Origin of the sequence: Argonema galeatum A003/A1, assembly GCF_023333595.1 — a bacterium.
Classification (GTDB): Bacteria; Cyanobacteriota; Cyanobacteriia; order Cyanobacteriales; family Aerosakkonemataceae; genus Argonema; species Argonema galeatum.
The window spans coordinates 41,442-66,403 of the sequence record NZ_JAIQZM010000006.1; the positions used below are offsets into that span (position 1 = coordinate 41,442).

General features: G+C 44.1%; 24 protein-coding genes and 1 tRNA gene. 9 read left to right on the top strand and 16 right to left on the bottom strand.

From position 1 onward, the window contains the following. Positions 1-55: 55 nt before the first annotated feature. On the bottom strand, positions 56-1,744 hold the full coding sequence (locus tag LAY41_RS08660) for an MBL fold metallo-hydrolase (protein ID WP_249096865.1): 1,689 nt from the start codon (positions 1,742-1,744) through the stop codon (positions 56-58). Positions 1,745-2,571: 827 nt separating this feature from the next. On the opposite strand from LAY41_RS08660, the gene mgtE reads away from it, so the two are divergent. The 3 genes from mgtE to LAY41_RS08675 all read left to right on the top strand — a co-directional run bounded on the left by mgtE (position 2,572) and on the right by LAY41_RS08675 (position 5,682). After that, positions 2,572-3,921: a magnesium transporter gene (mgtE, locus tag LAY41_RS08665; protein WP_249096446.1), complete on the top strand. Its 1,350-nt coding sequence runs from the start codon at positions 2,572-2,574 to the stop codon at positions 3,919-3,921. A gap of 18 nt (positions 3,922-3,939) precedes the next feature. Then, positions 3,940-4,929, top strand: a complete 990-nt coding sequence (locus LAY41_RS08670) for an aspartate carbamoyltransferase catalytic subunit (RefSeq protein ID WP_249096447.1) — start codon at positions 3,940-3,942, stop codon at positions 4,927-4,929. 252 nt (positions 4,930-5,181) lie between these two features. Further along, a complete protein-coding gene (locus LAY41_RS08675; protein ID WP_249096448.1) occupies positions 5,182-5,682 on the top strand; it encodes a molybdenum cofactor biosynthesis protein MoaE in 501 nt (166 codons plus the stop codon). A gap of 369 nt (positions 5,683-6,051) precedes the next feature. Here LAY41_RS08675 and LAY41_RS08680 read toward each other — a convergent pair whose 3' ends face one another. The 9 genes from LAY41_RS08680 to LAY41_RS08720 form a co-directional block, all read right to left on the bottom strand. Then, positions 6,052-6,909 (bottom strand): Rpn family recombination-promoting nuclease/putative transposase, encoded by an 858-nt coding sequence (locus LAY41_RS08680; protein WP_249096449.1) that lies wholly within the window; start codon positions 6,907-6,909, stop codon positions 6,052-6,054. 65 nt (positions 6,910-6,974) lie between these two features. Beyond that, entirely contained in the window at positions 6,975-7,466 is a 492-nt protein-coding gene (locus tag LAY41_RS08685) for a PIN domain-containing protein (RefSeq protein WP_249096451.1), read from the bottom strand. Continuing rightward, the gene (locus LAY41_RS08690) at positions 7,459-7,755 is read right to left on the bottom strand and encodes a UPF0175 family protein (protein WP_249068310.1); all 297 of its coding nucleotides are present in this window, start codon (positions 7,753-7,755) and stop codon (positions 7,459-7,461) included. Before LAY41_RS08690 ends, LAY41_RS08685 begins: the two co-directional genes overlap by 8 nt. Positions 7,756-8,036: 281 nt before the next feature. Continuing rightward, complete coding sequence (locus LAY41_RS08695; protein ID WP_249096458.1) at positions 8,037-9,227, bottom strand: bifunctional serine/threonine-protein kinase/formylglycine-generating enzyme family protein; 1,191 nt, start codon at positions 9,225-9,227, stop codon at positions 8,037-8,039. 185 nt (positions 9,228-9,412) lie between these two features. Then, on the bottom strand, positions 9,413-10,231 hold the full coding sequence (locus tag LAY41_RS08700; RefSeq protein WP_249096461.1) for a tetratricopeptide repeat protein: 819 nt from the start codon (positions 10,229-10,231) through the stop codon (positions 9,413-9,415). A gap of 43 nt (positions 10,232-10,274) precedes the next feature. Then, positions 10,275-11,093 (bottom strand): SDR family oxidoreductase, encoded by an 819-nt coding sequence (locus LAY41_RS08705; RefSeq protein WP_249096463.1) that lies wholly within the window; start codon positions 11,091-11,093, stop codon positions 10,275-10,277. A gap of 109 nt (positions 11,094-11,202) precedes the next feature. After that, positions 11,203-12,174 carry a CBASS cGAMP-activated phospholipase gene (locus LAY41_RS08710; RefSeq protein WP_249096468.1) on the bottom strand — a complete coding sequence of 324 codons (972 nt, stop codon included), beginning with the start codon at positions 12,172-12,174 and terminating at the stop codon, positions 11,203-11,205. A 21-nt stretch (positions 12,175-12,195) separates the two neighbouring features. Further along, positions 12,196-12,558 carry a dihydroneopterin aldolase gene (gene folB / locus LAY41_RS08715; protein ID WP_249096469.1) on the bottom strand — a complete coding sequence of 121 codons (363 nt, stop codon included), beginning with the start codon at positions 12,556-12,558 and terminating at the stop codon, positions 12,196-12,198. A gap of 204 nt (positions 12,559-12,762) precedes the next feature. Then, positions 12,763-14,067 (bottom strand): glutamate-5-semialdehyde dehydrogenase, encoded by a 1,305-nt coding sequence (locus tag LAY41_RS08720; protein WP_249096480.1) that lies wholly within the window; start codon positions 14,065-14,067, stop codon positions 12,763-12,765. 73 nt (positions 14,068-14,140) lie between these two features. On the opposite strand from LAY41_RS08720, the gene LAY41_RS08725 reads away from it, so the two are divergent. Both LAY41_RS08725 and LAY41_RS08730 read left to right on the top strand, forming a co-directional pair. Continuing rightward, positions 14,141-14,959: an ABC transporter permease gene (locus LAY41_RS08725; protein WP_249096483.1), complete on the top strand. Its 819-nt coding sequence runs from the start codon at positions 14,141-14,143 to the stop codon at positions 14,957-14,959. Further along, positions 14,960-15,712 carry an ABC transporter ATP-binding protein gene (locus LAY41_RS08730; RefSeq protein ID WP_249096485.1) on the top strand — a complete coding sequence of 251 codons (753 nt, stop codon included), beginning with the start codon at positions 14,960-14,962 and terminating at the stop codon, positions 15,710-15,712. Between the two features lie 88 nt (positions 15,713-15,800). Here LAY41_RS08730 and mazG read toward each other — a convergent pair whose 3' ends face one another. Continuing rightward, positions 15,801-16,613, bottom strand: coding sequence for a nucleoside triphosphate pyrophosphohydrolase (gene mazG, locus LAY41_RS08735; RefSeq protein ID WP_249096488.1), 813 nt, complete (start codon positions 16,611-16,613; stop codon positions 15,801-15,803). Between the two features lie 5 nt (positions 16,614-16,618). Next, entirely contained in the window at positions 16,619-17,224 is a 606-nt protein-coding gene (locus LAY41_RS08740) for a metal-binding protein (protein WP_249096491.1), read from the bottom strand. Between the two features lie 42 nt (positions 17,225-17,266). Between LAY41_RS08740 and LAY41_RS08745 the strand changes: the two genes are divergently transcribed. Together LAY41_RS08745 and LAY41_RS08750 are read left to right on the top strand one after the other, a co-directional pair. Further along, positions 17,267-17,338: transfer RNA gene (locus LAY41_RS08745), tRNA-Val, on the top strand. Positions 17,339-17,440: 102 nt separating this feature from the next. Next, positions 17,441-18,037: a hypothetical protein gene (locus LAY41_RS08750; RefSeq protein ID WP_249096494.1), complete on the top strand. Its 597-nt coding sequence runs from the start codon at positions 17,441-17,443 to the stop codon at positions 18,035-18,037. A gap of 195 nt (positions 18,038-18,232) precedes the next feature. Here LAY41_RS08750 and LAY41_RS08755 read toward each other — a convergent pair whose 3' ends face one another. From LAY41_RS08755 to LAY41_RS08765, 3 genes are all read right to left on the bottom strand, one after another. Further along, entirely contained in the window at positions 18,233-18,922 is a 690-nt protein-coding gene (locus tag LAY41_RS08755) for a hypothetical protein (protein ID WP_249096498.1), read from the bottom strand. Positions 18,923-18,932: 10 nt separating this feature from the next. Further along, entirely contained in the window at positions 18,933-20,138 is a 1,206-nt protein-coding gene (locus tag LAY41_RS08760) for a hypothetical protein (protein ID WP_249096499.1), read from the bottom strand. 622 nt (positions 20,139-20,760) lie between these two features. Beyond that, positions 20,761-20,991 (bottom strand): hypothetical protein, encoded by a 231-nt coding sequence (locus LAY41_RS08765; RefSeq protein WP_249096502.1) that lies wholly within the window; start codon positions 20,989-20,991, stop codon positions 20,761-20,763. Between the two features lie 105 nt (positions 20,992-21,096). Between LAY41_RS08765 and LAY41_RS08770 the strand changes: the two genes are divergently transcribed. Continuing rightward, positions 21,097-22,122: a VOC family protein gene (locus tag LAY41_RS08770; RefSeq protein WP_249096505.1), complete on the top strand. Its 1,026-nt coding sequence runs from the start codon at positions 21,097-21,099 to the stop codon at positions 22,120-22,122. Between the two features lie 162 nt (positions 22,123-22,284). Then, entirely contained in the window at positions 22,285-24,102 is a 1,818-nt protein-coding gene (locus LAY41_RS08775) for a tetratricopeptide repeat protein (protein ID WP_249096508.1), read from the top strand. 41 nt (positions 24,103-24,143) lie between these two features. Here LAY41_RS08775 and LAY41_RS08780 read toward each other — a convergent pair whose 3' ends face one another. Then, a complete protein-coding gene (locus LAY41_RS08780) occupies positions 24,144-24,950 on the bottom strand; it encodes a DUF1838 domain-containing protein (RefSeq protein WP_249096514.1) in 807 nt (268 codons plus the stop codon). Positions 24,951-24,962 lie beyond the last annotated feature (12 nt).

The window sequence follows — 24,962 nt, forward strand, 5'->3', positions numbered from 1 at the left end:
TTGGATTGACTCTATGGATGAATTAGGCTGGCGACCAAACCAATAATTTCAAAGGTCAATTATTTTGTTCATCTTCCCTCAAGGATCGGGGTTGAGTAGCAGAGGGTTCAAAAACAGGACAGTAACCATCGGGTGTTACCTTGAAGCCAAACAGGGGCGATGCCTGATTCCAACAGCGCTGTCCGCGCTGGTGGAGGCACCTGCCGCAGCAGGCTAAGTCGGCGGGGATGCGATCGCTTCCTTGAGTCAGCAACTCCCGTTGCGTTAACCCCCGCAATACCAGTTCCTCACCTTGCCAGCGGGCCTCTATTAAACCAGTGTCGGCAAAATTTTGCCAGCGCGGATCGACGGTAATGGCATCGGGGAGAGTAATTGTCACCACCGTCCCCAACTCCGTTAGTTCGCCTTCGTAGTTGGTTTCCGGTGCGGCAGGTTGCAGAAATGTCTCGCCAATTGGCAGTTCGACAAGCGTTCCCGCAGCTGGGGAATGCAAATGATAGCGGTTGTGCAGCTCATCCAAACTTGTCAAGTCTGCTAAGTAGGTGGGAGAGCCGTGCATAAACACCACGTGCTGGGGACGCAGGTTATGGATCAGCTGGGTAGTGCCGGGGCCATCGCAATGCTGGGCTAACAAATAGCTTTCGACGCTAATAGGTGCTGTAAGTTGCTGTTTGCCTTGAGATTTGGATGGTTCGGGGTTTGTGCCAGAGTCAGAAATCAGGACTTGGAACTCCTGACCGATTGGGCGTCCCGGTCGGTGAGGGAGCAATATTAGCCAAGAACCGCTATCTGCATGGCAAAAATAGCTCAGATCGGCTGTTTCATCGGTAAAAACAATACAGGGAGACTTGCTGACGATTTGACGCTGTTCCGGTTGTAGCCGACGCACGCGGGGACGGACTCGTTCATCCCAAAAGAGGGGTTGATGGCGGGAAAAATTCTGTACCGAGCCGGGTAGGTGAGGCAGGAGGTTAAGATAGGCATCGCAACCTGCGGCAATTGAGCCATCGACCCAGATATCCACGTCGCGACCTGTGAATAGGTGGTGACTGCGTAGGAGCATGAGGATTTCCTGACCGAGGCCCAAAGTTGGCACTGGTAGGAGTACAGATTGACCGTTTGCGATCGCTCTGCTGATGCGTTCTGCCAGCTGGTTTTCCTGCTGTCGCCGATGGGGATGACGAGCCGTGCCATAGGTGCCCTCGACAATCAGTACATCAGGTTCTACTCCGCGCAAAGCATCTAAAGGCAACCCTTCCACCAGACGGGAGTTGGACAGGAAAAAGTCACCTGTATAAACGAGGGTGTAGGTACGGCGAGGAGTGGTGTAGGTCAGCCGGATGGCGGCAGCCCCCGGTAGGTGACCGGCAGGAAACAATTCGGCACAGAGGCCGTCCTGAAACTCCACAGGCGATCGCCACGGCAAAGCTTGACAAAATTGAGGTATTTGCTTGGGGTCTAAACTCGGCCAATTCAGCGGCAACAATTGAGTTGTTGCTTCGCTGGCGTAAATTGGCAACTGAGGGAAAGCTTGATGCAGCGCTAGAAAGCCCCTAGCATGATCGGGGTGAGCGTGACTGCATAGCACTACGTCAGCTGGCAGTCCTTGCTTCAAATCTGCCTGTAAGGGCGTTATGTTCTCCATCCCACAGTCGAACATGATGCGATATGGCCCCATCCGCACTAGCAGACAGACCCCTTCGTCGGCATGATTCACGCTATAGGGTAAGCATTCCAGCTCGATCACGATGCTCCCTCTGGAAGAGTTACAGGCTGCGGTCAAAATCCGTTGGTGTGGAGATTGGGGAAGGGATCGGGGGTAAGGGGGAAAAAGAATGTATTTTCCCTTTTTCCTTTCTCCTTTTCCCGTTCTCAACCAACTACTTATGACCACACCCAGAGTAACAGCCTAACGCCTAAAGGCGCGGCTACACGAACTTAGACCGCGCCAGTGGTCTAAAATCCAAAAATTTCTTTTGGCCTGTGTAGGCAGGCGAGAGTTTGTATAGCCTCTGGGCTGAGGCTGTGGACTTTTTTAGTGCGCTGAACCGTTACCGTGGTAGTTGTCCGAATCGTAAAATCCATTTTTGGTGCCAAAGAACAGGCTGGACAGGATAAATACAAATGTCAATCCTATTAGAACTAATTTGATGTCCATCGGTATTAAACCTCTGTATTGGATGATGGCAGTGGGTGAGATTTTAACAAATCTTCTACCGAAGAACAACTAGGGGCTTGGGTCAGAAGGGGCTAGGGACTAGGGACTAGGGGCTAGGGAAGAGGGGGAGAGTGGGGGAGTGGGAGAGTGGGGGAGAGTGGGGAGTAACCTGCCTTCTTCTTCCCTTCTTCCCCTAGCCCCTAGTCCCTAGTCCCTAGCCCCTCTTTAAAGGGATTGTGCAATTAATCTTCTGGGAGTAGCATAGACTTACTGGTATCGCTAGGTTATAGCAGATACGAGTGTTGAATTCAATTAAATGCTTTCATGGACCGAAGTCCATCCAGTCACAGTAGTAAGCTCCTAAGCGCCTGGTGAAGCCCTGTCTCCCGGCGCGTGGGAGATTGGGAGGTTTTATGCTCACTCAGGAAGGACGTGTTGCACTATCGGATATTGCTGACTTAAATCAACTAAAGTCTGAACTCAATCGCATCCCGGCTGTAGATGTGGGAGATTACATTGCTGATTTGCCAGTAGAACGTCGTGCTCTAGCATTTCGCCTGCTCAAAAAAGATCAGGCTATTGATGTCTTTGAGTATCTACCGCCTGAAGTGCAGGAAGAATTGATTAATTCTCTGCACAACGCTCATGTATGCCAAATTGTAGATGCCATGCGTCCCGACGATCGGGCCGAATTGTTTGACGAATTGCCTGCTGGAGTGGTAAAGCGACTCGTACAGCAGCTCAGTTCCGAAGAAAGGCAGGCAACGGCAAGGATTTTGGGCTACCCAGAAGGCACTGCGGGTCGGGTGATGACGACGGAATATGTGCGACTGCGGGAGGGATTGACTGTTGGAGAAGCTTTAAACAAAATCCGGTTGAGCGATGAAGATAAAGAAACAATTTACTATGCTTACGTCACCGATGACAACCGCAAACTGCTTAAGGTGGTTTCTTTGCGGCAACTGTTATTTACGTTTCCCGATGTCTTGGTAGGGGATATTGCTAGCCATCGCGTCGTTAAAGTACGCACCGACATGGTGCAGGAAGAGGTGGCGCGACAGATGAAACGCTATGATTTAATCGCAGTGCCAGTAGTCGATCGCGAAGATCGTCTGGTGGGAATCATCACTATCGATGATGTTATAGACATTTTAGAAGAAGAAGCTACTGAGGATATCCAGAAGTTGGCTGGGGTCAGCGGCGGTGACGAAGCAGCACTATCTCCTCCGTTGGTGACACTTCGCAAGCGCTTGCCGTGGCTGCTGGGTAACATTGGTTTATATATTGGTGCTGCTAGTGCGATCGCTCCTTTTCAGAAAGTGATTTCCTTAGTACCCGTTCTGGCAGTCATTATGCCGATTTTGTCCAATGCCAGCGGCAATGTGGCTATTCAGGCTTTATCGGTGACAGTGCGGGGACTCGGCGTGGGTGAGGTAACACCCCAAGATACCCTGCAAATTCTCCGCAAAGAAGTTCTGGCTGGATTGGGTACAGCCTTGGGGCTGGGCCTTTCTCTGGGCATTCTATCTCTGATTTGGTCTCCCCCAAACGAACGATGGGTGGCGTTAATTGCCGCTTCGGTGATGTCTATTAATGTGTTGATAGCAGCTTCCTTGGGAACGTTGTTGCCAATGGGACTAAAGCGGGTGAATCTCGATCCGGCTTTGATTAGTGGGCCTTTGCTGACTACATTGCTGGATGCAGTGGGATTCTTGACTTTTCTAACCATGATTTCATTCGCTTTGAAGACATTTTCAACGTAATTTGGCTAAATTACCCTCATGGCTACTACGACTTGGACGCGCCGCCACGTTATTTCCCTAGCTGATTTTGTTCCATCTGAGTATGATACCGTTCTACAAACTGCGGCTAGTTTTCGGGAAGTGCTGTCGCGGCGGGTGAAGAAAGTACCGACGCTGCAAGGACAGGTGGTGGCAAATTTATTTTTTGAGCCTTCTACGCGGACTCGCAATAGCTTTGAATTGGCGGCGAAGCGACTCTCAGCGGATACGCTTAGCTTTGCACAGGCAACTTCTTCTCTGACGAAAGGGGAGACTATCCTGGATACGGCGATAACTTATCTGGCGATGGGAACGAATATTATGGTGATTCGCCATAAGGAAGCGGGTGTGCCGCAAGCGATCGCAAACGAGATGGATCGGCTACAATCTCAGGTGAGTGTGCTTAATGCTGGTGATGGTCAACACGAACATCCTTCACAAGCATTACTGGATTTGTTTACCATTTCTTCTGCGTTAGACCCAGACCGACCTAGATTAGAATTGCTGAAGGACAAAAAAATTGCGATCGTCGGAGATATTCTACATTCGCGGGTCGCACGTTCTAATATCTGGAGTTTAATGGGAAGTGGAGCCGAAGTCCATTTGGCTGGGCCGCCGACTTTATTACCTCTGTTGTTTGCCGATTATGGTAAACATAGACCTGGAAAATTATTTTTGCATTGGGATTTGGAACCGGCTTTACAAGATGCCGATTTTGTGATGACGTTGCGGCTGCAAAAGGAAAGGATGAGTCAGCATTTGTTGCCCAGTTTACGAGAATATCATCAGTTGTTTGGGATTACGCGCGATCGCATTCAACTCTGCAAACCCGATGTCAAAGTACTGCATCCGGGTCCCGTCAATCGCGGCGTGGAAATTAGCTCCGATCTGATGGATGACCCCCAGTTTAGTCTGATTTCCCAACAAGTTACCAGCGGCGTTGCTGTTCGCATGGCGCTGCTTTACTTGATAGGCGGCGGAAAGGCGTGATTGTAGGGAAGTGGGAATTAATTTCAAATTTCAGATTTCAGATTTCAAATTTGAAAGATTTCTCCAACACTACTAACTAGATATAGGGTCATGTCCGGTTACGTCGGTTATCTAAAAATCCCCGTTCTTCTCTTATCTGCGTTCATCTGCGTTCATCTGTCTTCATCTGCGGTAAAAATTTAACCAACGATAAAAACAGATAACTTGATGCAAACTAACACGATATTACCCCTACATCTGTATTGAAATTCTATGAACAATACAACTACTATTTCTTTAACCGCGACTAATCTCAGCCACTCAGAAGATAATTTTGCCATTACCTTTGCCCCCTTATCCCTCGAAGAAGTCTACGCACTAGCAGACGATCGCGCTAACGGTGCTGTAGTATTGATGAGTGGGATGGTTCGCAACCAAACCGATGGGAAGCCTGTCGTAGCCTTAGAATATCAAGCTTATGAGCCGATGGCGGTTCAGGTATTCCGTCAAATTGCCGCCGATCTTCGCAAAACGTGGCAAGATGTAAATCGGGTAACGATTCACCATCGGATCGGACGCTTGGGAATCGGTGAAATCAGCGTGTTGGTAGCGGTTGGTAGTCCCCATCGAGGGGAAGCGTTTGCAGCTTGTCAATATGCGATCGATACTCTCAAACACAACGCCCCCATTTGGAAGAAAGAACACTGGGAAGATGGTTCTAGCACCTGGGTAAGTATCGGCGCTTGCGAACAGCAATTAGGAGACAATTGTTGAACTAGCCAGGGATTTGAAGATGTTGTTGGTAAATTGATGAGATTTTAATTCTACACAAAGCTACTGACTTCGCTTGGGGCCCGCCAGCGATTCAAATCGCTAGCTAATAGCTTAAGTAGGGGCGGGTTTTGTTCTGAGGCGATCTGTAGGAAACAAAGGATGTTTGCTAAACCCGCCCCTACAAGTGGACTGAATACTAATCTTTTAGTCCATTTTAATGGACTTTCGCTATTAGCCCTGCACTTGAGTGCAGGGCGGGTGTGGGCGACACCACCGACTTTGCCAACAGCATCTTTGAATCCCTGGCGGGTGACGAAAGTAGGTACAAAACTTGGTTTACAAATGAGATTTTACATTTTCAATCAATATTTACGATCGCGGATATCCCAACCACGCCTCTAAATCTGCAACTTCCGAAAAATCTAATAGTTCCACTCCCAAATCTTCTAATTGTTCGATAGATAAACTGCCAATTCGTTCTTGAAGTGCAGAATCAATTTCATCAAATCGCCGCGTTAATTGGCGTGTAATAAATAAAATTGCTTCCTCTTTTTTTCCTTCCTGTCTTCCTTCCTGTCTTCCTTCCTGTCTTCCTTCTTGGAGAATTTCTTGGTAAATAACAGAATTTCGCATAATATCAGCCCTCAAAATTGAACGAATTAAGTCTTTCTCAAAGCGTAACCCCGCTAAAATGCCAGTACAAGCAGCAATTCCTCGCTGTTGTTCCGTATCTTCTATTCTATCAACCCTTTCGGCAACTTGTTCTAACAAAGTTTCTGGGAAATCACTCCTCGCCAATACCGCCAAAGGTAACAAACCAGGATTATCCAAAAAGATAGCAGGGTCTTGTTCCCACAAACGAATCACGTTATAGCGGTGAGTTGTAGTTCTATCCTGATACTCTGTGGTAAAAACTATTTCATTTGAGGTTTCCTGCAAAAAGATCGTAAACTGTTCTACATCCCGACGATATTTCCGTTTTAACCTGACTGAATAATCCAGCATTCGGAAAGGAATAGGAGGTTTAGAATAAGCATCGGTTTCAAATTCTAAATGCAAAATTCGATCGGCAAGTCTCAAAAAACTAACCGAATCTGCACGAATTGGTTCTACATCTAGTTCCGTTTTCAATACCCTAATTCTAGTCGCTTCTATTCCTAAAAGCCACCGCGTGAAATCAGCGGGGAAACGTTCTGCTAAATACTTACAAGCGTTGTCGTAACTCATGGAATTGAGAGTTTAATAAATACTGTCACACTGAAACCAACTTGTAATGCGATCGCCATGTTAAATTATACAGGTAATTCGCCAGCCAATTTGAGGACTGCCGCGCGGGTAGAAGGGTCAAGGCGAAAGCGAAGTGCATCCAGTTGATCGAGAATAGGCGCAATAGTTGTCATATATCCTACTTGCTTTCCTTTCAACAACAGCCCCAAAGTACCTGTAAATTGCACACCAATCAAGCGTGCATATCTTCTGCCTAAAGCATCGTCTAAAATAACTAAAGAATCTGGTATTTCTACTGTTAGTGCTAATGCCTCTCGTTCACCCATTCCCAGTTCCGTTACGATGGATAAAATTGCCCCAGACAAAGGTTGGCGAATAGTTATCCAAGGCAAAGAGGCTATATTTGGCAGAGATATACCCAATAATTTTCCTGTCGCAATTTCTGACTCAACAGCTTGGGGAATGATGATTTGACCATACAAAGTTGGCAACAAATCTAACAAATTTAATTGGTAAAGATATTGGATTGGCGAAGTGTCAGAAATGACATTAGGCACGCGCAAAATCCTCCTTCAATTCCTCTTCTGTGAGTCGAAATGTGTCAACTCCGTAATCAGCTAGCTTGGTTAAAAATACAACTTGCGGTACACCAGCAAGATTAGCCGCAGCACCAGCGGAAAGTTTACCTAATTCATATAGTTTGATTGCTGCTGCTAAACAGACTTCATCGCCCAATTGTTCGGGAGTTAGTTTCAGCGCTAACGCCGTTTCTTCTGGTAAAGATAAGGTAATTTCGTACATTTGCTGTAGTTTTAGGGTGGGTAATACCAAAATTTTAACAAACAAAGTCTATATAATACTCTTGCTTTTCTGAGGGATAGTTTGCTATAATAAACCCATCCAGCAGATCGAAGAGTCCCGTAATGATTCTGTCCCATAACATAAATTTATGGTTGCGGGGCAGGCGGTTCAAAATTGGCACGTACCATTTAATCAAATCGTAGGTTTTTGGATAATTGGTAATTCGCTCATTTTGAAAAAAAAATTGAGCGCCTACGGCGAAGGGCTAAATAAAAGAGAGGGTAAAGAAAAGAGGGAAAAGGGTAAAAGGGTAAGAGTATAAAGGGCTACAAAGTCCACGCAGCAAGACAAACCACACGAAAACCGATGACGTCGGCCCCGTCGCCCGCAACGACGTAGTAGCTGCGAGAAGCGGAACGGCAATACCTGGGGTAGGAGTACCACGAACCACCGCGCAGCAGCCGGTTAGATCTTTCATCGCTAGTTAGCCATATAGTTGCATCGTTAGGCGCTGATTGATAATTCGAGTGCCAATGGTCAGCACACCATTCGTATACGTTACCGTGAAGATCGTAAAGTCCAAAAGCGTTGGAAGGAAAACTACCTACTGGGGTGGTTTCCTGACGATATTTTCCTTTAGCGCCCAAACCGTAAGTATAATTACCGTTGTAATTAGCTAATTCGGGAGTAATTGTTTCGCCAAAGTAAAAAGGCGTTGTTGTTCCAGCGCGACAAGCGTATTCCCATTCGGCTTCGCTGGGTAGGCGGTAGGTTTTGCCAGTATGTCGGGAAAGGCGATCGCAGAATTCTACTGCATCATACCACGAAACTTGCTCTACTGGTCGATTTGCACCTTTAAATCTAGATGGATCTGAGTTAAGATCGAGATTAACTTTGGGGAGATTCGCAACAGCTTTCCACTGCGCTTGAGTAACTGGGTATTTCCCCATTAGGAATGCTTTGATTGTAACCCGATGTTGGGGTCTTTCATAATCGCCACTATCTTTTTCAGTTGACGGCGCACCCATTGTAAATGTCCCAGCAGGAATGTAAACCATATCGAGTTTGACACCATTCCCTAAGTTTTCAGTAAAAGATTGGGATAGAAATTTAATCTGAGGAGATTGGGGAAATGAGATTTGAGAAAGTGGAACTTGAATTTTTGGCTGAGTAGGTTGAGGAACTGCTATTTTAGGAGGTGGAACTGGCGGAGGATTGAGCGCTTTCAGAACTTCAGAAGCAGATTGATAGCGTTCTCCTATGGGAAACAATAGCATTTTATCCAATACTTTTCCCAATTCATTACTGACAGAAACATTTTGCCGACGCCATACCCATTGCATTTGCATCGGATCGAAAAGTTTATCGTTCCAATCACCATTTCTCTCTTCCAGCAAGCATCCAGTTAACAGTCGAATGCAAGTTACCGCCAGACTATAGAGGTCACTAGCTGGGAAAACATGACCGTGCATTTGTTCTGGTGCTGCATAACCAGGAGTACCAACAACAGTACCCATTCGAGTCAGAATAGTAGCGCTTAATTGTTTGGAAACACCAAAATCAATCAGTGAATTACATTTTCTTTGTGAATAAATTCCAAGACAGGTAGTAATTCAGTAATGGTCAGCTAAAAGAAGCTTGACGACTGAAGTCGCGGCTACACAAACAAAGCCCGCCTTCGCGGGCTAAATAATAAAGCTAATTAGAATGAAGGGCTGTCATTGTCGCGAAGCATAGTCGGACTTGCGGTTACGGGAAATCGGACTATTCGATCGATGCAGCGGCGATTGCGATCGCCTTGTTGCCGAACTACTAGCCGATCCATTTGCTGTGCTAGATTATTTTGACCTATCCTTTCGTAAAGTTGACCCATTCTCTTTAATATTTTATCTTCACTGCGGCAGTTTTGCTGTCTTCTGTAAATTTCTAATGCTTGTTCGTATGCGTATAATGCCTGGGAACTCAAGCCTAATTCTAGATCGAGATCGCCAATGGTAGTAAGGATATCTGTTTCGCGATCGCTATTGCCGATTTGTTTGTAAATGGCGAGAGCTTTTTGATAAGATTCCAGAGCTTTTAACCTGTTGTTCGATTGTTGGTAAACTTTGGCGAGTTTAATTAAGATATCTGGATTACGTAAAACTGCAAATGCTTGTTGATAGAATTCTGTCGCTTTCGGGGACTGACCTAATTGGCGATAAACAACAGCAAGGTTACTCAGGGATATCTCTTGACGTTCGCGATCGCCAATATATTTACTAAGAGCTAATACTCGCTGAAACATATCCGCAGCATCATCCAATTCTCCATTCTGCGCTTGCACCACACCCATTTCTAACAACCGATCTGCTTCTAGATTGGGTGTTAGCGGTGCTATTTGCGCTTTTGCTGAATTAAAAAGTCGGTAGTAGGAATTTGGCACCAAATTAGCAGCGACGCACAAGATTAAAGTCGCGGTAAAAAGGTTGATAAATGTTAGACGGTATTGCATGGTAAGAGTCCAGCGAGAGTTCTTGCTCATACATATCCAGTGCTTTTAAATACTGACCCATTTCTTAAAAATATCATATAAATCTGTCAATTAAACTGTTACTTATTTGCCAGAGTTTATCTTGCCACTCCACATTCAAGGCTTTTTCTGACAACAATATCGGTTTGTTAAGATAAAAATAATTACCGTTAATATTTCTTACGTCTGGACTAATTGCTAGATAAATTGCCGTTTGGGCACCTTCTTCTGGAGTTTTGTCATTAGGATTTGGTTGTGTTTGTACCAATCTATTTAAATCAGTAGCTACTCTGCCTGGATTAAAGGAGTTTACAGTAACAGAAGTGCTTTGTAAAATCTTTGCCATTTTAAGAGTAAATAATATAATTTCCAGCTTGCTGTTTGCATATGCCATGCCCCCATCATAGCTTTTTTCAGCTTGGATATTTTCAAAATCAAAATTTGCATCTTCATAAGCACCTGAAGAAACGTTTATGATTCTACCTTGAGGCGATAATTTTAGATGTTCACTTAAGAGATTAGTTAACAGAAAAGGAGATAAATAATTAGTAGCAAAAGTAGTTTCCAGGTTTTCCTGAGTCATAATTTTTTCAGGCAAGAAAACACCGGCGTTGTTTATCAAAATATCCAATCTGGAATACCTTTCTTTAAATTGATGAGCTAATTTTATGACTTCGCTCATTAAGGACAAATCAGTTATAAAATAGTCAATATTGCTATTCCCGCTGAATTCTTTGATTTCATGGGTCGCATTTTGAGTTTTTTGCTCGTGGCGACCAACTATAACTACAGTGCTATCGGTTCTAGCTAAAGCTTTGGCCGTTTCTTTGCCGATTCCGGATGTTGCGCCTGTGATTAATATAATTTTAGACATATTCAAAAATTAGGGTGATGAGATCGAGAGGATAGTTGAGGAACTGCCAGGACGCGGAATGGTTCTGCGATCGGATGTGCTTTCTGTCCCGTTAATGCAATTTAACATCTTAATCTCCGGTATTTTGGACAAAGTTAACCAGAATTTCTTGATTTTCTTTGATGTAATTATGTGCCAGAGCGATGAGCCTATTGATATTATCATCTGTGGCATCGTCCATCATATCTTTGTTGATGATTGGTTGTAAGCGCAGATAACGAGGTGAAGATCGATCTTCAAGTTCTGGGGAACTCATTACCTGCCGAGTGATGTAATCGTTAACGTCAGCAGAAGCATCAAACAATACTTGAATCAAGCGTCCTTCCCATATCCATTGCCCTACTCCCCAGCCGCGCACTTTTTCAAAGGTAATTGGGTTATTTGAATTTCCTGTCCCAATTGAGAGGAGTGATATTTCTTGAATGGGATTATCTAGTCGGAGTGCTTCTGCAAGGGCACAAGCTGCGGGGTTATTGGCACCGACGCCGCCGTCAATAAGGGAATAATCTTTGTCTTGGGTTTTCAGCAGATGTGCGGGGAAATAAGTTGGGGCAGATGAGGAAGATACGCACACTTCCCACAGGGGTGAATCTGCCCAAGGTTTGTATTTTTGCCAGCTCTTAAAAATGATAGTTTGGCGATCGATTGTGTCGTAAGCAGTAATTAACAGTCGTGGCGATGTGTCGATATCGGATATTTTTGTGCTGCCAAACTGTTCTTTGAGAGCGTTAATTAGTCCTTGGTCGGAAAATTTAGGGGCAGACGGGCCATATTGCAATATCAATGGTAACCGCTGGGGTGACCAGCGACTGGTGTAGGGGAAGATGCTTTTGCCTTTTCGCTTGTAGAGTTGGAGAATTTCCTCGCTTTTTCGTCCTGTGGCGATCGCAGCTGCCAAAATCGATCCGGTGGATGTGCCTGCAATTAGGTGAAAGTATTGATTTAAGGGCCGATCGATCAGGTTTTCGACTTCTGCGAGGATAACTGCTTCCATGACGCCCCGAATACCGCCGCCGTCTAAGCTTAATATGCGAAATGCCATTGTTTTTACCTTTTCATAGAATTATTGCTGTTTCGATCTGGTGATGTCGATGCAGATCTTACCGCCAAAGTCGGGAATAGGGGCTGAGGGCTTTGTCACCCTAACTCGGACTTGGGTTACTTTCTCTGCTTCCAGGATGCTGGATGCGATCGCACAAGCCAATGTTTCCACCAAGGCAAACTTAGATGATTTCACCAACTGCTTTACTGTGTCAATTGTGGTGCGGTAATCTAGCGTGTCTTCTATGGCGTCGCTTTTACCCGCTACGGACAAATCCAACCATAAGCTGACATCTACCTCAAACCACTGTCCCAACACCTGTTCTTCTGGCAAGTAGCCGATGTAACCGTAGCAGCGAATTTCAGTAACGTGAATGCAATCCATAATTAGGGGCTAGGGGCTAGGGGCTAGGGGCTAGGGGCTAGGGAAAGAGGGGGGAGGGGGAGAGGGGGAGAGGGGGAGAATGACTAAGGGCTAGGGAAAGAGGGGGAGAGTGGGGGAGAATGACCACTGACCACTGACAACTGACAACTGACTAATGACTAATGACTAATGACTAATGACCAATGACCAATGACCAATGACCAATTACAAGTCTTGATGAGTAAAGGATTTGGCATTTTTACCAGTGTAAGTGGCGGCAATGTGACCGTTGCCGATAATTTGATACTTGTAAGTTACCAGTCCTTCTAAACCAACGGGACCGCGAGGGGGCATTTTTTGGGTGCTGATTCCTACTTCTGCGCCAAAGCCGTAACGAAAGCCATCGGCAAAACGAGTAGAACAGTTGTGGTATACTCCTGCGGCATCAACTTGGGCGAGGAAAGTAGCGGCGGCGGCGGGATCTTCGGTGATAATGGCTTCTGTATGCCGGGAACCGTAGTTGTTGATGTGGGCGATCGCATCTTCTAAGGAATCGACCATTTTGATCGAGAGAATCAAATCGGTGTATTCGGTTGCCCAATCTGCTTCATTTGCAAGCGATATATTTAAAATTTTGCGGGTTGATTCATCGCCTCGTAATTCTACGTGACGAGTTTGTAAGGCAGCCGCAACCAAAGGCAGAAAATCTGGAGCGATCGACTTGTGAACTAGCAAAGTTTCGATCGCGTTGCAGGCAGCTGGATACTGAGTTTTAGCATCAACTGTAATATTTACTGCCTTCACGATATCCGCTGCTTCATCTATATAAAGATGACAAATTCCTTCGGCATGACCAAGTACGGGAATACGAGTATTTTCCTGCACAAATCTGACAAAAGAATTGGAACCCCTGGGAATAATTAAATCGATGTATTCATCCAACTTCAACATTGCCAAAGTTTCTTCTCTAGTAGTTAGCAATTGGACAACTGCTGGGGAAACATCCGTGTATCCCAACCCAAGATGAATTGCCCTTACTAAAGCTTGACAAGTGCGAACGGCTTCTTGTCCGCCTTTGAGGATGACACCGTTACCGGATTTGATGGCTAAACTGGTAATTTGCATTACTGCATCGGGACGCGCTTCAAAAATGACCCCCAAAACCCCCAGCGGACAGCTAATTCGCTTGAGAATTAATCCATCATCAAGTTGGCGGTGAATATCTACGACGCCGATCGGCTCTGGCAAACGGCCCACATCTCGCAGACCTGCGATCGCAGCCTTCAACTTAGTTTCATCCAACTTTAGCCGCGCTATCAGGGGTTTGGCAATTTTTGCTACCTCGGCGGCTTCACAATCTGCTGCATTCGCGGCCAAAATCTCAGAAGTTGCCGATTCTAAGGCTTGGGCCACAGCTTCGATCGCTTCATTTTTGGTGTCAGAGGAAAGCACCGCCAGCAGTCGCGCTGCTTGGCGGGTTTGTTGGGCGATCGAAGTCAGGGAAGAAGAGGCAATTTGCGAGGTAGTCATAGACATTATTTGACTTGCAGCGTATAGTCCAAGCTTAGTACAACAGACAAGAGTTGTTTTACAGGGTAGTGTGGTGGGAGTAGCTAAGACGTTAAAGTTTATAGACCCCGGTTCTGCTGAGGACATAATTCGATATCTGGAATTACTACAGGTATTGGTAACGCGGAACCTGAAGGTGCGTTATCGGGGGTCATTTCTGGGTGTGTATTGGTCGCTGTTGAATCCGCTGCTGATGACGGGGGGGTATACGGCGATTTTCGGGATGGCATTTACGTCCTACTATCACAACTCGCTGTTCAAATATATGCTGGAAGTGTTTGTAGGGCTGGTGACGATCAACTTTTTTTCGGCTTCTACTACCCAAGCGTTACCGAGTGTGGTATGCAACGGGGCGCTGCTGAATAAGATTCGTTTGCCAGTGAGCGTTTTCCCGATGTCGATGATTGTGGCGAATGTGTTTCAGTTTGTCAGCGGTTCGTTACCGTTGCTGGCTCTAGCAGCTTTGGTGACATCCAAGAGTTTGCTGAATGTGGTGGCGCTGCTGTTGCCATTAATTTCCCTAGCTTGCTTGTGTACGGGAATCGCGTTTGTGGTAAGTGCTATGTTTGTGTTCTTTCGGGATTTGCCCTATTTTTATGAGTTGGTGGTGGCTGTGCTGTGGTTTGGTTCTCCGATATTTTACCCAGCGGCGATCGTACCCGCCAATATCCGTCCGTTCTTGGTGTTCAACCCCATAGCCATGATTATTGAGAGCATTCGTCAGATTGCTTTGTCAGGACACCCCCCCAATTTCGCCTTAATAGGTGGGTCTTTGCTCAGTAGTTTGCTGGTTTTAGCTGTAGGATGGAAATTATTTTATAGCTGGCAACACCAGTTCATGGATCTGCTATAGATGTACGCGATTTGTCTGGAGCAAGTTTCCCTGTGGCGACGGACACAAGAGGAATTTTCTTATGACTTGAAGAGAACGATGCTGTCCTTTGTGGAGGGCAAATACCGTCAGCCTGCCAAGAAGTTGGTACTAGATGGGGTGGATCTGTTCGTCGCGGCGGGGGAGAAGCTGGGAATTATTGGCGGGAATGGGGCGGGTAAATCGACGCTGTTGAAGATAATCTGCGGCATTTTGCAGCCCACCAGCGGTTCTGTGCGAGTATGGGGAAAAATTGCACCTCTGATCGAATTAGAGGCGGGATTCGACCCGGAGATATCGGTGCTGGACAATATAATTTTTTATGGGGTAATGCTGGGGTTTTCGCGACGGCAGATGCGCGATCGCGTAAAATCTATTCTGGCGTTTGCGGAACTGGAGGATTATACTTTAGTACCTGTGAAGGCTTTGTCTTCGGGGATGGTGTCGCGATTGGGATTTGCGATCGCAACCGATGTCGAACCGGATATTTTAATTCTCGATGAAGTGCTATCGGTAGGCGATGGGAGGTTTAAAAATAAGTGCAAACAGCGGCTGCAAAAGTTCTGGGATGCGAATGTTACTGTTTTATTGGTGTCCCACGAACTGGATTTGATCGAGCAAACTTGCGATCGCGTGCTTTGGCTAGACGGAGGACAGGTGAAGTGTATCGGCGAAGCTAAAGAGGTTGTTGATTATTACCGAGATACGGTGAAGCAGTCTGCCAGTCTGGGATAAGCTTTTTCATTTTTCGTGCAAAAAGTCTTGGAAACCCCACCCCCCTAACCCCCTCCCCGCAACAGGGAGGGGGGGAAGGGAAATGATATCAAGTATTGTTTGCTAGTTGAGCTTTAGCTTGTTGCCAAAGATGTTCCAATTCATTCAAAGTGTAATCAGCAAGCGGACGATCAGCTGCTGCCTCCATTTTTATTAAGCGCTGAATAAATCGCTCATTCGTTCCTTGCAAAGCTTCTGAGGGGTCGAGGTCATACCAGCGACCGAGATTGATTATAACAAACAATAAATCGCCCAGTTCTTCCTGCTGTCGTGCTTTTTCTTCATGAGTAAGAGCGTGTTTAAATTCCGCCAATTCTTCGTTAAATTTATCCCAAACGCCATCGACATTTTTCCATTCAAATCCAGCAGCAGCGGCTTTTTGAGATATCTTCATTCCCGCAATTAGGGGCGGCAAAGTTCGGGCGTAGCGACTTAATTTGCGGCTGAGTGGCTGGGGTGCATCGGCGGTTTCCCCTTTTTCCTCGGCTTTGATTTGTTCCCAATTTTGATGTACTTCTTCCGCCGTCTCTACCTGAACATCTCCAAATACATGAGGATGGCGGCGAATTAGTTTTTCTGCGATGCCTTGAGCGACTTTTGTTAAAGTAAATTGCCCATAGTCGCTAGCAATCTGAGCTTGCAGAACTACTTGTAATAGTAAATCTCCGAGTTCTTCTGCGATCGCATTCTCATCCCCACTGCGAATCGCATCCACCACCTCATAAGCTTCCTCAATCACATAGGGAATCAGCGATTGAGGCGTTTGAGCCAAATCCCAAGGACAACCACCGTCAGGCGATCGCAACTTAGCCACCACATCAATCAACCCTTGCAATGCTGCCAAACTAGAAACCTCAGCCATCTTCTTCACTCTTTCCTCTGCGTTCTTGGCGTCTTGGCGGTTCGTTTCTTTAATCTAACTCTAGGAGATTTCCCCTTCTTAGCTTTAGGCAGAATAGCCTTCAATCCACCCTTTTTTAACCTTTTGTAGGCAGAACCACCCCAATCGCTCAGAGAATGACTCATCGCTCCCAATTCTAAACCAATAAACAGAGCAATCCACTCCGTAGGATATTGGATCAAAAAAGCCGTAGCTAAATTAGCAAATATTTGCCAATTTGTGGTATATGCACCCACAAAGTTGGCAAGAAATAACAACAGCCATCCTAGCACCGCTATCCCACAGACGAGATAGAGCGATCGCAACGCCGTGCCGATAATTGGCCCATGAGATAAGAAAGAGCGATGGCGCAAACTTGTTTGGTACGGTATCCATATCCAGCGCAGCCATCCCCAGCGTTGGAACTGGCGGGAGTAGATATCCAGGTCTGGGCCAAACATCAGCCCCCCAAACAAAAACCCGCCTGACACCAGCAAAGTGAGGTTGCCATTCTGGGTTTGGCCGAAGGTAAGGCCTGCCACAAAAGGCAAGCTCCATAAAGTTATGCGATCGTGCGTTCGACCACTTGGCATTTCAAAAAAAGTCTGCTAACATTGATAAATGTCTGCGAAAGCGGGCGGTTAGCTCAGTGGTAGAGCGCCTGCCTTACAAGCAGGTGGCCGTAGGTTCAAATCCTACACCGCCCATCTATACAATAATTAATTAAATGTTAATGGATGCAAAGCGGCGGCATTTTCTCCATTTTCACAGTAATTTGGCACAGGCAACGATTAATCAGGAAATGATATATGTCTTACAGTGATTTTACTTTAGAAACTGTCAAAAAAACATTGAATTTAACTATTTCTACTAGAGAGGATATTTTTCTGCAAGTTGCACCATTACCAGCTAGTGAGTATTTAGAGGAAACCTTAGCTTATAATGTACCTTTTGCTTTAGCCAGTAATACAGAAAAATCTCGCTCCGAGATGATTATTACACCAATTTTATTAGAATTAACAAAGAAATTACTTAATCAAATTAGTTTATTTTCTGGTGTTGAATTTAATATTGAACCCAGCCAAGGTTTAAGTGGAACTTGTGATTTTCTGATTAGTCGTTCTTCTGAGTTTTTATTAATTAATGCGCCAGTAATTATTATTGTGGAGGCAAAGAAGGAAAATATTAAAGCGGGGTTAGGGCAATGTATAGCAGAAATGTATGCAGCTAAATTATTTAATGAACGCGAAGGAAATGAAATTACAGAAATTTATGGTGTAGTGACTACAGGAGAGATTTGGAAGTTTTTAAAGTTATCAGGGGAACGGGTACAGATTGATTTGGCTGAGTATTTTTTAAATGATGTGAATAAGATTTTGGGAATTTTAGCGAGTGGGGTAAAGTGATTGTAGATTTGCCCGATTTCCCAGTGCGATCGCGTTGGCGTAGCTCCAGATATTCTAACTTTAAAAAGCACTGTTGGTAGAGTGCGCTCTACCAACGCCTGTTATGAGTTTAAACCAGGAGCGGTTTGTCAACTCTTTTGGGAAACAACGATCGCTTCTGCTATATACAGATTAGGTGTAAATTCCTCTTTTTGTTTATGGTTGAACCTGTCGAAAAAAAAATGCAAATCCCATTAAACCCATTAAAAGTACTACGACAAAAATTCCCCCACTATAGTTACGAAAATACAATTTCATCAAATTTATAATATTTTCGGGTTTCTTTATAATCGGTGACTCCAATGGCGAATCTTTTGGGATTTCAGAAGGAGACTTTGATTTGATGATGTATGGTTTTATCGGCTTTATTTTTAAGCGATTACCTTCACTTATATCTATCTCCAAATCCAAATACTCTTGGGGCACAACAGTAACATCAGAGGTACGCTTCCAGAAATTACTGTAAACTGACACCAGACGCTTGTGAGCCTTTTCCAGGGATTCTTCTGTTAACACAATATCCGAGTTTGGTTCCCTTAAAACAATTCCTTCTATCAAATAAATTACTCTGCCAACTTTGTCTTTGAGTATGTCATTTGACTCTATACCAATGTCTTTGTTAGTCCCTTTGACAACTCGAAAAACTAAGGTGATGTCTCCCACTTTAGAGTTATGAATCTCACGATAGATTGCAGAGCCTTGTTCGGTCAGAGCTTCCTGATCTGCTGTGGCTGCCTTAAGTAGGCCAGAGATTTTAGCTTCACAGATAAAATTGGGAGCTGCAACTGTTCTATAATCAAGATGCTGATTACAACTCACTAAAAATGGCCAAGCGTTGATGTTCATAAAGTCCTCCCTATGGTTGATCGGATAGATCCGACTCTGGGTATTTACTTTTGAGGGATTCCTGAAGTGCCTGAAATTTCTTAATCATCAGATCAAGGGCTATTTCTTGGGTTTCCTTTTCCTCAATAGACTTAGTTTTTTTATCTTTACTTTCTTTGAGTTCCTGCTCTGCTTTTGTTTCCTTTTCCATCGTTTTATGCAAGATGACGTTAATACCTCTTTTGATTATTTTATCAATGACCGGCGTATTCGGATTGACTACAAATATTTCGCGGAATGCCACTGTTGATATTGCCCCAAAACGAGCCGCTCTATCCCACCAGTTATATTTGGGATTGGCTTTGATTTCATCTCTAATTATCCTGAGCATATCCCGATCTTTTATGAGTTCATTTATTTGAGAATAAACCAGATCGCGATCTATGAAAGCCAGTGGCATCTCAACGTTAAAAGGCTCCGGCGATCTATTATTAATAAATTTTTTCATTTCCATATCTCCGTTTGCAAGAAGCACGGGACAAGCAAAGCCCTTTCCAACTGAACTCACGGGAATTAATCGAACTGGACAATAACTGTTATTTTTGTCTTTAACTAACTTTTGAAAATTTGGAATTTCTAGCAATTTATGGCGTATTTTACCCAGATTAAACTGATTTTCGAGTATATCCCATTTACTGATCGCAAAATGAATTGGTCCGCGATGCTTCTGCATATAGCTAAGCATATTAGCTAAATCTTTTGTTCGCCAAGCATTTAATTCTTTTTGGTTACGACCTAGCATCAAATCGTTAATTTTCATACCATCTAAAAGCCCCAAAAGTACATCAGCTTGAGTAAGTTTTTGAGCAAAGGTTTCTGGCTCTTCCGACTCTTCCCTATATTGCCCTATCTCTGTTGTGTTAAGCCCATCATAATCTAGATAGCTAAACCGACAAGCTGGATATTCGTCACGACCATTTTCTGCCTTAACATAACAGGTGAAAATCCATTCGGTAATACCCCGTGTCCCTGGAAGCCACTCTTCCCCAGTTGCAACTTCCGTGTAGTAATTATGAAGTCTCTTTTGGTTTTCTGAAGCTTCATCCTCATCTTTGCCTTCAACCTGAAGACGGAAGCCGTACTCGCCCATTATTGATAAATAGTGGTACATACTTGCCAAGAACACGGTCTTACCGGAGCCCCGTGGCCCTAACATAATAATTTTGAATGTATACACATTTATCTCCAGTTAGAGCTTAAATATTTCAGAATTATTATACCACAAGGAATAGATTGTGTTAAGGCTCCCTCTCTTCCCTGCCATTCAAAAAAGCTTGCCATGAACATTTTTCTAAAGAAAGTGTCAATTTTTACATTACCTTTTTTTTGCAAGAAGTCTATTGATTTTCCGATCTAGACCAAACTTTTATATAAAATGTGGCAAGATAAATGGTCTTAGTAATTGATAGAGCAGAGCAAGGATAAAGGGGACAACGATCGGGATGGCCACTATCAGCCCCCATTTGCCAAACCGAACCTCTTGATTATTGGATTTGAGGAGTGCAATCACAGCAGCAGATCCCATTAATACCCATAGACAACCGAAGGCAATGAAAATAATATATGGCGAGTCTTGCATTTTTATTCCTCTAAATTCTCTAGTAGTCTATTTTTAGGTTAGCACGACCCCCTTTGTACAGTTGACTTGCTTTAGTTAACAGGACTTACGCAAAAACTAAGGTTTTACCTCCCGACCCCCAGATTTGGGGGCTAGGGGGGCGATCGCGTAAGTCCTAGTTAAATTATTGCGATCGCGCTGTTGAAACGGGTCACAGGTTTTGCAAATAGCTCTATTTTGGTTAACAACACACGCGATCGCATACGATCGAACGAGGAGCAAGTCTTACTTCCGCCATTCCCCCGTGGGCTGCGTCAGTGATAAACTGCTTGTCGAGGGCACTCATCTGGCTGCGGCTTGATGACGGTGCAGATTGTTCAATTCGGTTTGTCTGCGCTATGGCTGAGTACCCCAAAGTACCGAATAATCCCGCTGCTACAAGTGCTGTGGTTAATGTTAGTCGTTTAAACATTGCTGACTCCGTTGGCTTTTCATGTGACTACTTTAATGGTGAACTGCTGGTGATCGAGTTCCTCTGTCTTGAGGTCAGTAAATTAATCCTATTTAAGACAAACAAATGACAATCCAAGGTATCTACGAAGTATGTGTTGGTTGCCGCGAACCAATCTCCCTCATTCAATATTGGGAGCAATTTGGTTATCGCATCGGTCAAATTGGTGAATTATCCCCAGAATCAGCAAACAAATTGTACGGAGTCAATTCCTCTTTGCATTCCATTCGCCTCTACCACCAAGATGCGGATCATGGTCTTATCCGTCTAATGGTTTGGGGAAACCCTACCAATGATGGATTGAAAATGTCATTAATGAAGGCCAAAGGAAACCGCTGGGCAACTGCATTAACTGCTGATGTCTTGAATATTCTCAACCATGCCGAAGAAGCAGAAAAAGCAGGTTTACCAGTCAAATATATCTATCCTCAATGGGATGTCATCTACAACAAAGAGAGAAAAATGCGTCCTTTTGCAGAGCCTGCTATCGGTGTGCGGGAAATGGTGCTGCTTCAACCTTTAACACGACAATTTTTCTTTCAAAGATTCAATTATAATGTGCCTAATTACGGAAAGATTAATGAGATATCACATTTCAAAACGAGCCAGATAACCCACATGGGAATAGTGATTCAAGATGACAGCAGAGAAACGTTTCGTTTTTATGAAGAAACGCTGGGTTTGCTGCGCGTGCGAAATGAGGAAGAAACAACCTATGAAAGTTCGGAAACAGCAAGACAGATTTTCGATCTTCAGCCAAATGAAAGATTTTCAGTAACAACATTTGACGATCCGCGTTCGTCAAAGTCAGATTGGCGAGCGGTTCGATCGGGCCGACTTTATATTGTTCGATTTCCAGAATCTATAAAGATAGAAAATTGTTTGGAAAAGGCACAACCGGGATGTTTGGGAATGTCTCTGTATACCTATCGCGTGACTGAAATAGAAGAGTATTTACAGCGCGTCAAGGCAAGTTCTGCTCAAAATCTCACAGAAATTGCGTACAACGAGTTTGGAGAGCAAAGTTTTTCCTTTGTCGCACCTGATGGCTATTTCTGGACATTGATTAGTCATCTCCAAAAAAGAATGTAGAGACGTTGCATGCAACGTCTCTACAAGGGTTATAGGTAACGCACTTTTAATTTCTGGAGATGTCTATTAGTCATTAGTAATTAGCTAAAAACGAATAATTTTGAGTTTGATAGCAGAGTTAGTTTGGAAAATAAAAATCAAAGTTTTGGATAATTAATCACCATGCGATCGCATCCCGCCACCTTCACCCCAATCGCCTTTTTGTTACTGCTGATGCTCGGTGCTAATCAGACTAAAATAGCACTAGCTTCCCCATCTTTGAATATGGTTCAAATAAATCATCCCGTCAGCTTTGCTGAAAATTTAACCGCTTTAGGAAAAGAGATAGCTGCGACGGGAGATGTCGATATTGCTTTGCAACTGTTCGATCGCGCTGTACAGATGGCAGAAACTATTGAAGATAAATCTTCTAAAATTAATACTTTATCTGATATAGCCATTAAATTAGCACAAGTTGGGCAAACTGAGAAAGCAAAGCAACTATTCGATCGCGCTGTGCAACTTACCAAACAAAGGGATGAAAACTTTACCCTATACCAACAAGAACCAGCATTGCGAGATGTGGCAATTAAAGTTGCACAAGCGGGATTTATTGAAAAAGCATTGCAGTTAACCAAAACGATATCCTCTAATTATCGCCAAGCTGAAGCACTGAATGCGATCGCATCCATTTTGGCAGAAAAAGGACAATTAGAGCCAGCTAAGAAAATTTTATCAGAAGCGCTCCAAAAAGCCAGAGGAATTACCGGAGATTATGTTTATGAATCCAATGGCAGTTGCGGTAACGACAAATTTGATATTTTGGCAAAAATAGCTGGCAATCTCAGTTTATTATCACAATTTAAACAAGCGCTACAAGTAGCTCAAAGCGTTACTGGTTGCAGTTCTGCTAGCGGTGAAGGCACAGAAGATTATCAAACTATAGCATATCTTGGCATTCTCGCACATTTGGCAAATGCAGAGCAAGTCAAGCAAACTTGGGCAAGCGCCCAAACGATGAAAAACAACATCGAAAAAGCCGAAGTTTGGTCGGCAATTGCGGTCAAATTGGCTGCTATGAATGAGACAAATTTAGCTTTATCAGTAGCTGCCAAGATTTCGCAGCAAATCCCTTCAATAACTAAAATAGATTCCGGTTCAGCTATGAGGGAATTTGGCGTTAAGGAAAAAGCGCTAGGAGATATCGCTATCAAATTAGCAGAAGTCGGACAATTTGATGCTGCTAAGCAAGTAGCGCAGATGATTCGGGAACTAACTCCGCAAGAGTCCGCAGCAAATCAAGAGTTCAACAGCACAGATCGACCGAGTATAAAATCTTTAATTTGGGTAGAAATTGCTCACCAATTAGCGAAAGCAAAGCAAGTAGATATGGCATTGCAGATAGCTAAAAGTATCCAAGATAGGGAAGGGAAAGCTTTGGCGATAATTGCGATCGCAGAACAACTGCAACAAACCGGATACCCATCACCAGCAGAAAAATTCTTCTCCCAAAATTTACAGTTACCTCCCATACCCCAGGATAATAATTTTTCTGCAAATCAGTCAATTATTAGGATTGTTAGGGCTTTAGCCAACGCTGGATATATTGAGCGAGGTTTGCAGATTGCTAACGCTATCAACGATAGCAGTTCTAAAGAAGAAGCCTTGACTGATATTGCTTATCAATTAACAGAAATTGGACAAGTCGATCGCGGCTTACAAATTGCCACTACCTTAACTTTACCTGGTTTCAAGGAGCGGGTTTTCAGTAAAATAGCATCGAAATATGTAGAATTAGGACAACTAGAACCAGCTTTACAGGCGGCAAAAAATTTGAGCGATAATACTAAAGATGAAATTTTAGCTAACATCGCTGATGCTTTTGCCAAATTAGGACAAACCGAACAAGCTTTGCAAGTTTCGCAAACTATAGCCAGTCAGGAAATCAAAACATCTGCGATCGCCAATATCGCTGCACGGTTAATCCAAATAAAAGGCTAGTGCCATCTTCGATATTGATTTAGGCGCTCGCTATACAAATCTTAATCCTCTGCTTCTGGAATGGGAAATCTTTCTCCCGCTAGATAAGCTTCAAAGTGCTTTTTGAAGTAAATCCAAGAAGTCATATCATCATCTAATGGTGCTTTAGGAGCATTTTTATATAAAGGCACCCGCGTATCGATTTCATCTTGAAGCAATTGGGGTAAATCGGTAAAATTGTTAACTTTCTGACCAGTAGCGCTGTATATTAAATGTCCCGGTCTATCTCCCATTTTCATCCAGGGTAACCAGGGGCCGATCCTATCCCAACAAATAAACATTTTAGAAACGGAAAGTTTTTCTACATTGTGCAAATCTTCGGTCGGAACAGTCAGTTTAAATAACTCCGCTGCTTGATAGGTTGTTTGCGGACTGTATTCCCTAAATTTTGGATCTTCGGCAAGGGTATTTGGGTAGGTGGGAAATAAGTCAAATACGAATGTGGTGATGTCATCATTGACTTGACCTGGGAAATTTCCTTTAAAGTAACCTTCTACCGGACTATTGGCAACGTGAATAACGGTAACCGTTTCTCCCGTCCAGGGGTTTTCCCATCTGTGGAGGATTTCATTGGTGTTTGGATCGAGGTAATAAGTCAGTTCTCTTGAGGTAAATTCCCAGGTTTTATCGTCATTTTCAATACATCTACTCACGCTCATTCCCACAATGTTGAAGAGGCGTTTTTTCTTCTCATTTGGCACAAAAGAGTATATCGATCCCGTCCAGGTGAGAAAGGTTTGACTGCCATCCAGCGAGCTGCGTACTTTCACCCATTGTCTTGTATCAAATTCCTGTATTTTGTTAACCATCTACTGACTCCT

Bases quoted from the DNA above. Each gene is read 5' to 3' on its own strand.
- mgtE (WP_249096446.1), top strand. From the start codon at position 2,572: ATGCTCACTCAGGAAGGACGTGTTGCACTATCGGATATTGCTGACTTA.
- LAY41_RS08670 (WP_249096447.1), top strand. From the start codon at position 3,940: ATGGCTACTACGACTTGGACGCGCCGCCACGTTATTTCCCTAGCTGAT.
- LAY41_RS08675 (WP_249096448.1), top strand. From the start codon at position 5,182: ATGAACAATACAACTACTATTTCTTTAACCGCGACTAATCTCAGCCAC.
- LAY41_RS08680 (WP_249096449.1), bottom strand. From the start codon at position 6,909: ATGAGTTACGACAACGCTTGTAAGTATTTAGCAGAACGTTTCCCCGCT.
- LAY41_RS08695 (WP_249096458.1), bottom strand. From the start codon at position 9,227: ATGGGTACTGTTGTTGGTACTCCTGGTTATGCAGCACCAGAACAAATG.
- LAY41_RS08700 (WP_249096461.1), bottom strand. From the start codon at position 10,231: ATGAGCAAGAACTCTCGCTGGACTCTTACCATGCAATACCGTCTAACA.
- LAY41_RS08705 (WP_249096463.1), bottom strand. From the start codon at position 11,093: ATGTCTAAAATTATATTAATCACAGGCGCAACATCCGGAATCGGCAAA.
- LAY41_RS08710 (WP_249096468.1), bottom strand. From the start codon at position 12,174: ATGGCATTTCGCATATTAAGCTTAGACGGCGGCGGTATTCGGGGCGTC.
- folB (WP_249096469.1), bottom strand. From the start codon at position 12,558: ATGGATTGCATTCACGTTACTGAAATTCGCTGCTACGGTTACATCGGC.
- LAY41_RS08720 (WP_249096480.1), bottom strand. From the start codon at position 14,067: ATGACTACCTCGCAAATTGCCTCTTCTTCCCTGACTTCGATCGCCCAA.
- LAY41_RS08730 (WP_249096485.1), top strand. From the start codon at position 14,960: ATGTACGCGATTTGTCTGGAGCAAGTTTCCCTGTGGCGACGGACACAA.
- mazG (WP_249096488.1), bottom strand. From the start codon at position 16,613: ATGGCTGAGGTTTCTAGTTTGGCAGCATTGCAAGGGTTGATTGATGTG.
- LAY41_RS08740 (WP_249096491.1), bottom strand. From the start codon at position 17,224: ATGCCAAGTGGTCGAACGCACGATCGCATAACTTTATGGAGCTTGCCT.
- LAY41_RS08750 (WP_249096494.1), top strand. From the start codon at position 17,441: ATGTCTTACAGTGATTTTACTTTAGAAACTGTCAAAAAAACATTGAAT.
- LAY41_RS08755 (WP_249096498.1), bottom strand. From the start codon at position 18,922: ATGAACATCAACGCTTGGCCATTTTTAGTGAGTTGTAATCAGCATCTT.
- LAY41_RS08765 (WP_249096502.1), bottom strand. From the start codon at position 20,991: ATGTTTAAACGACTAACATTAACCACAGCACTTGTAGCAGCGGGATTA.
- LAY41_RS08770 (WP_249096505.1), top strand. From the start codon at position 21,097: ATGACAATCCAAGGTATCTACGAAGTATGTGTTGGTTGCCGCGAACCA.
- LAY41_RS08775 (WP_249096508.1), top strand. From the start codon at position 22,285: ATGCGATCGCATCCCGCCACCTTCACCCCAATCGCCTTTTTGTTACTG.
- LAY41_RS08780 (WP_249096514.1), bottom strand. From the start codon at position 24,950: ATGGTTAACAAAATACAGGAATTTGATACAAGACAATGGGTGAAAGTA.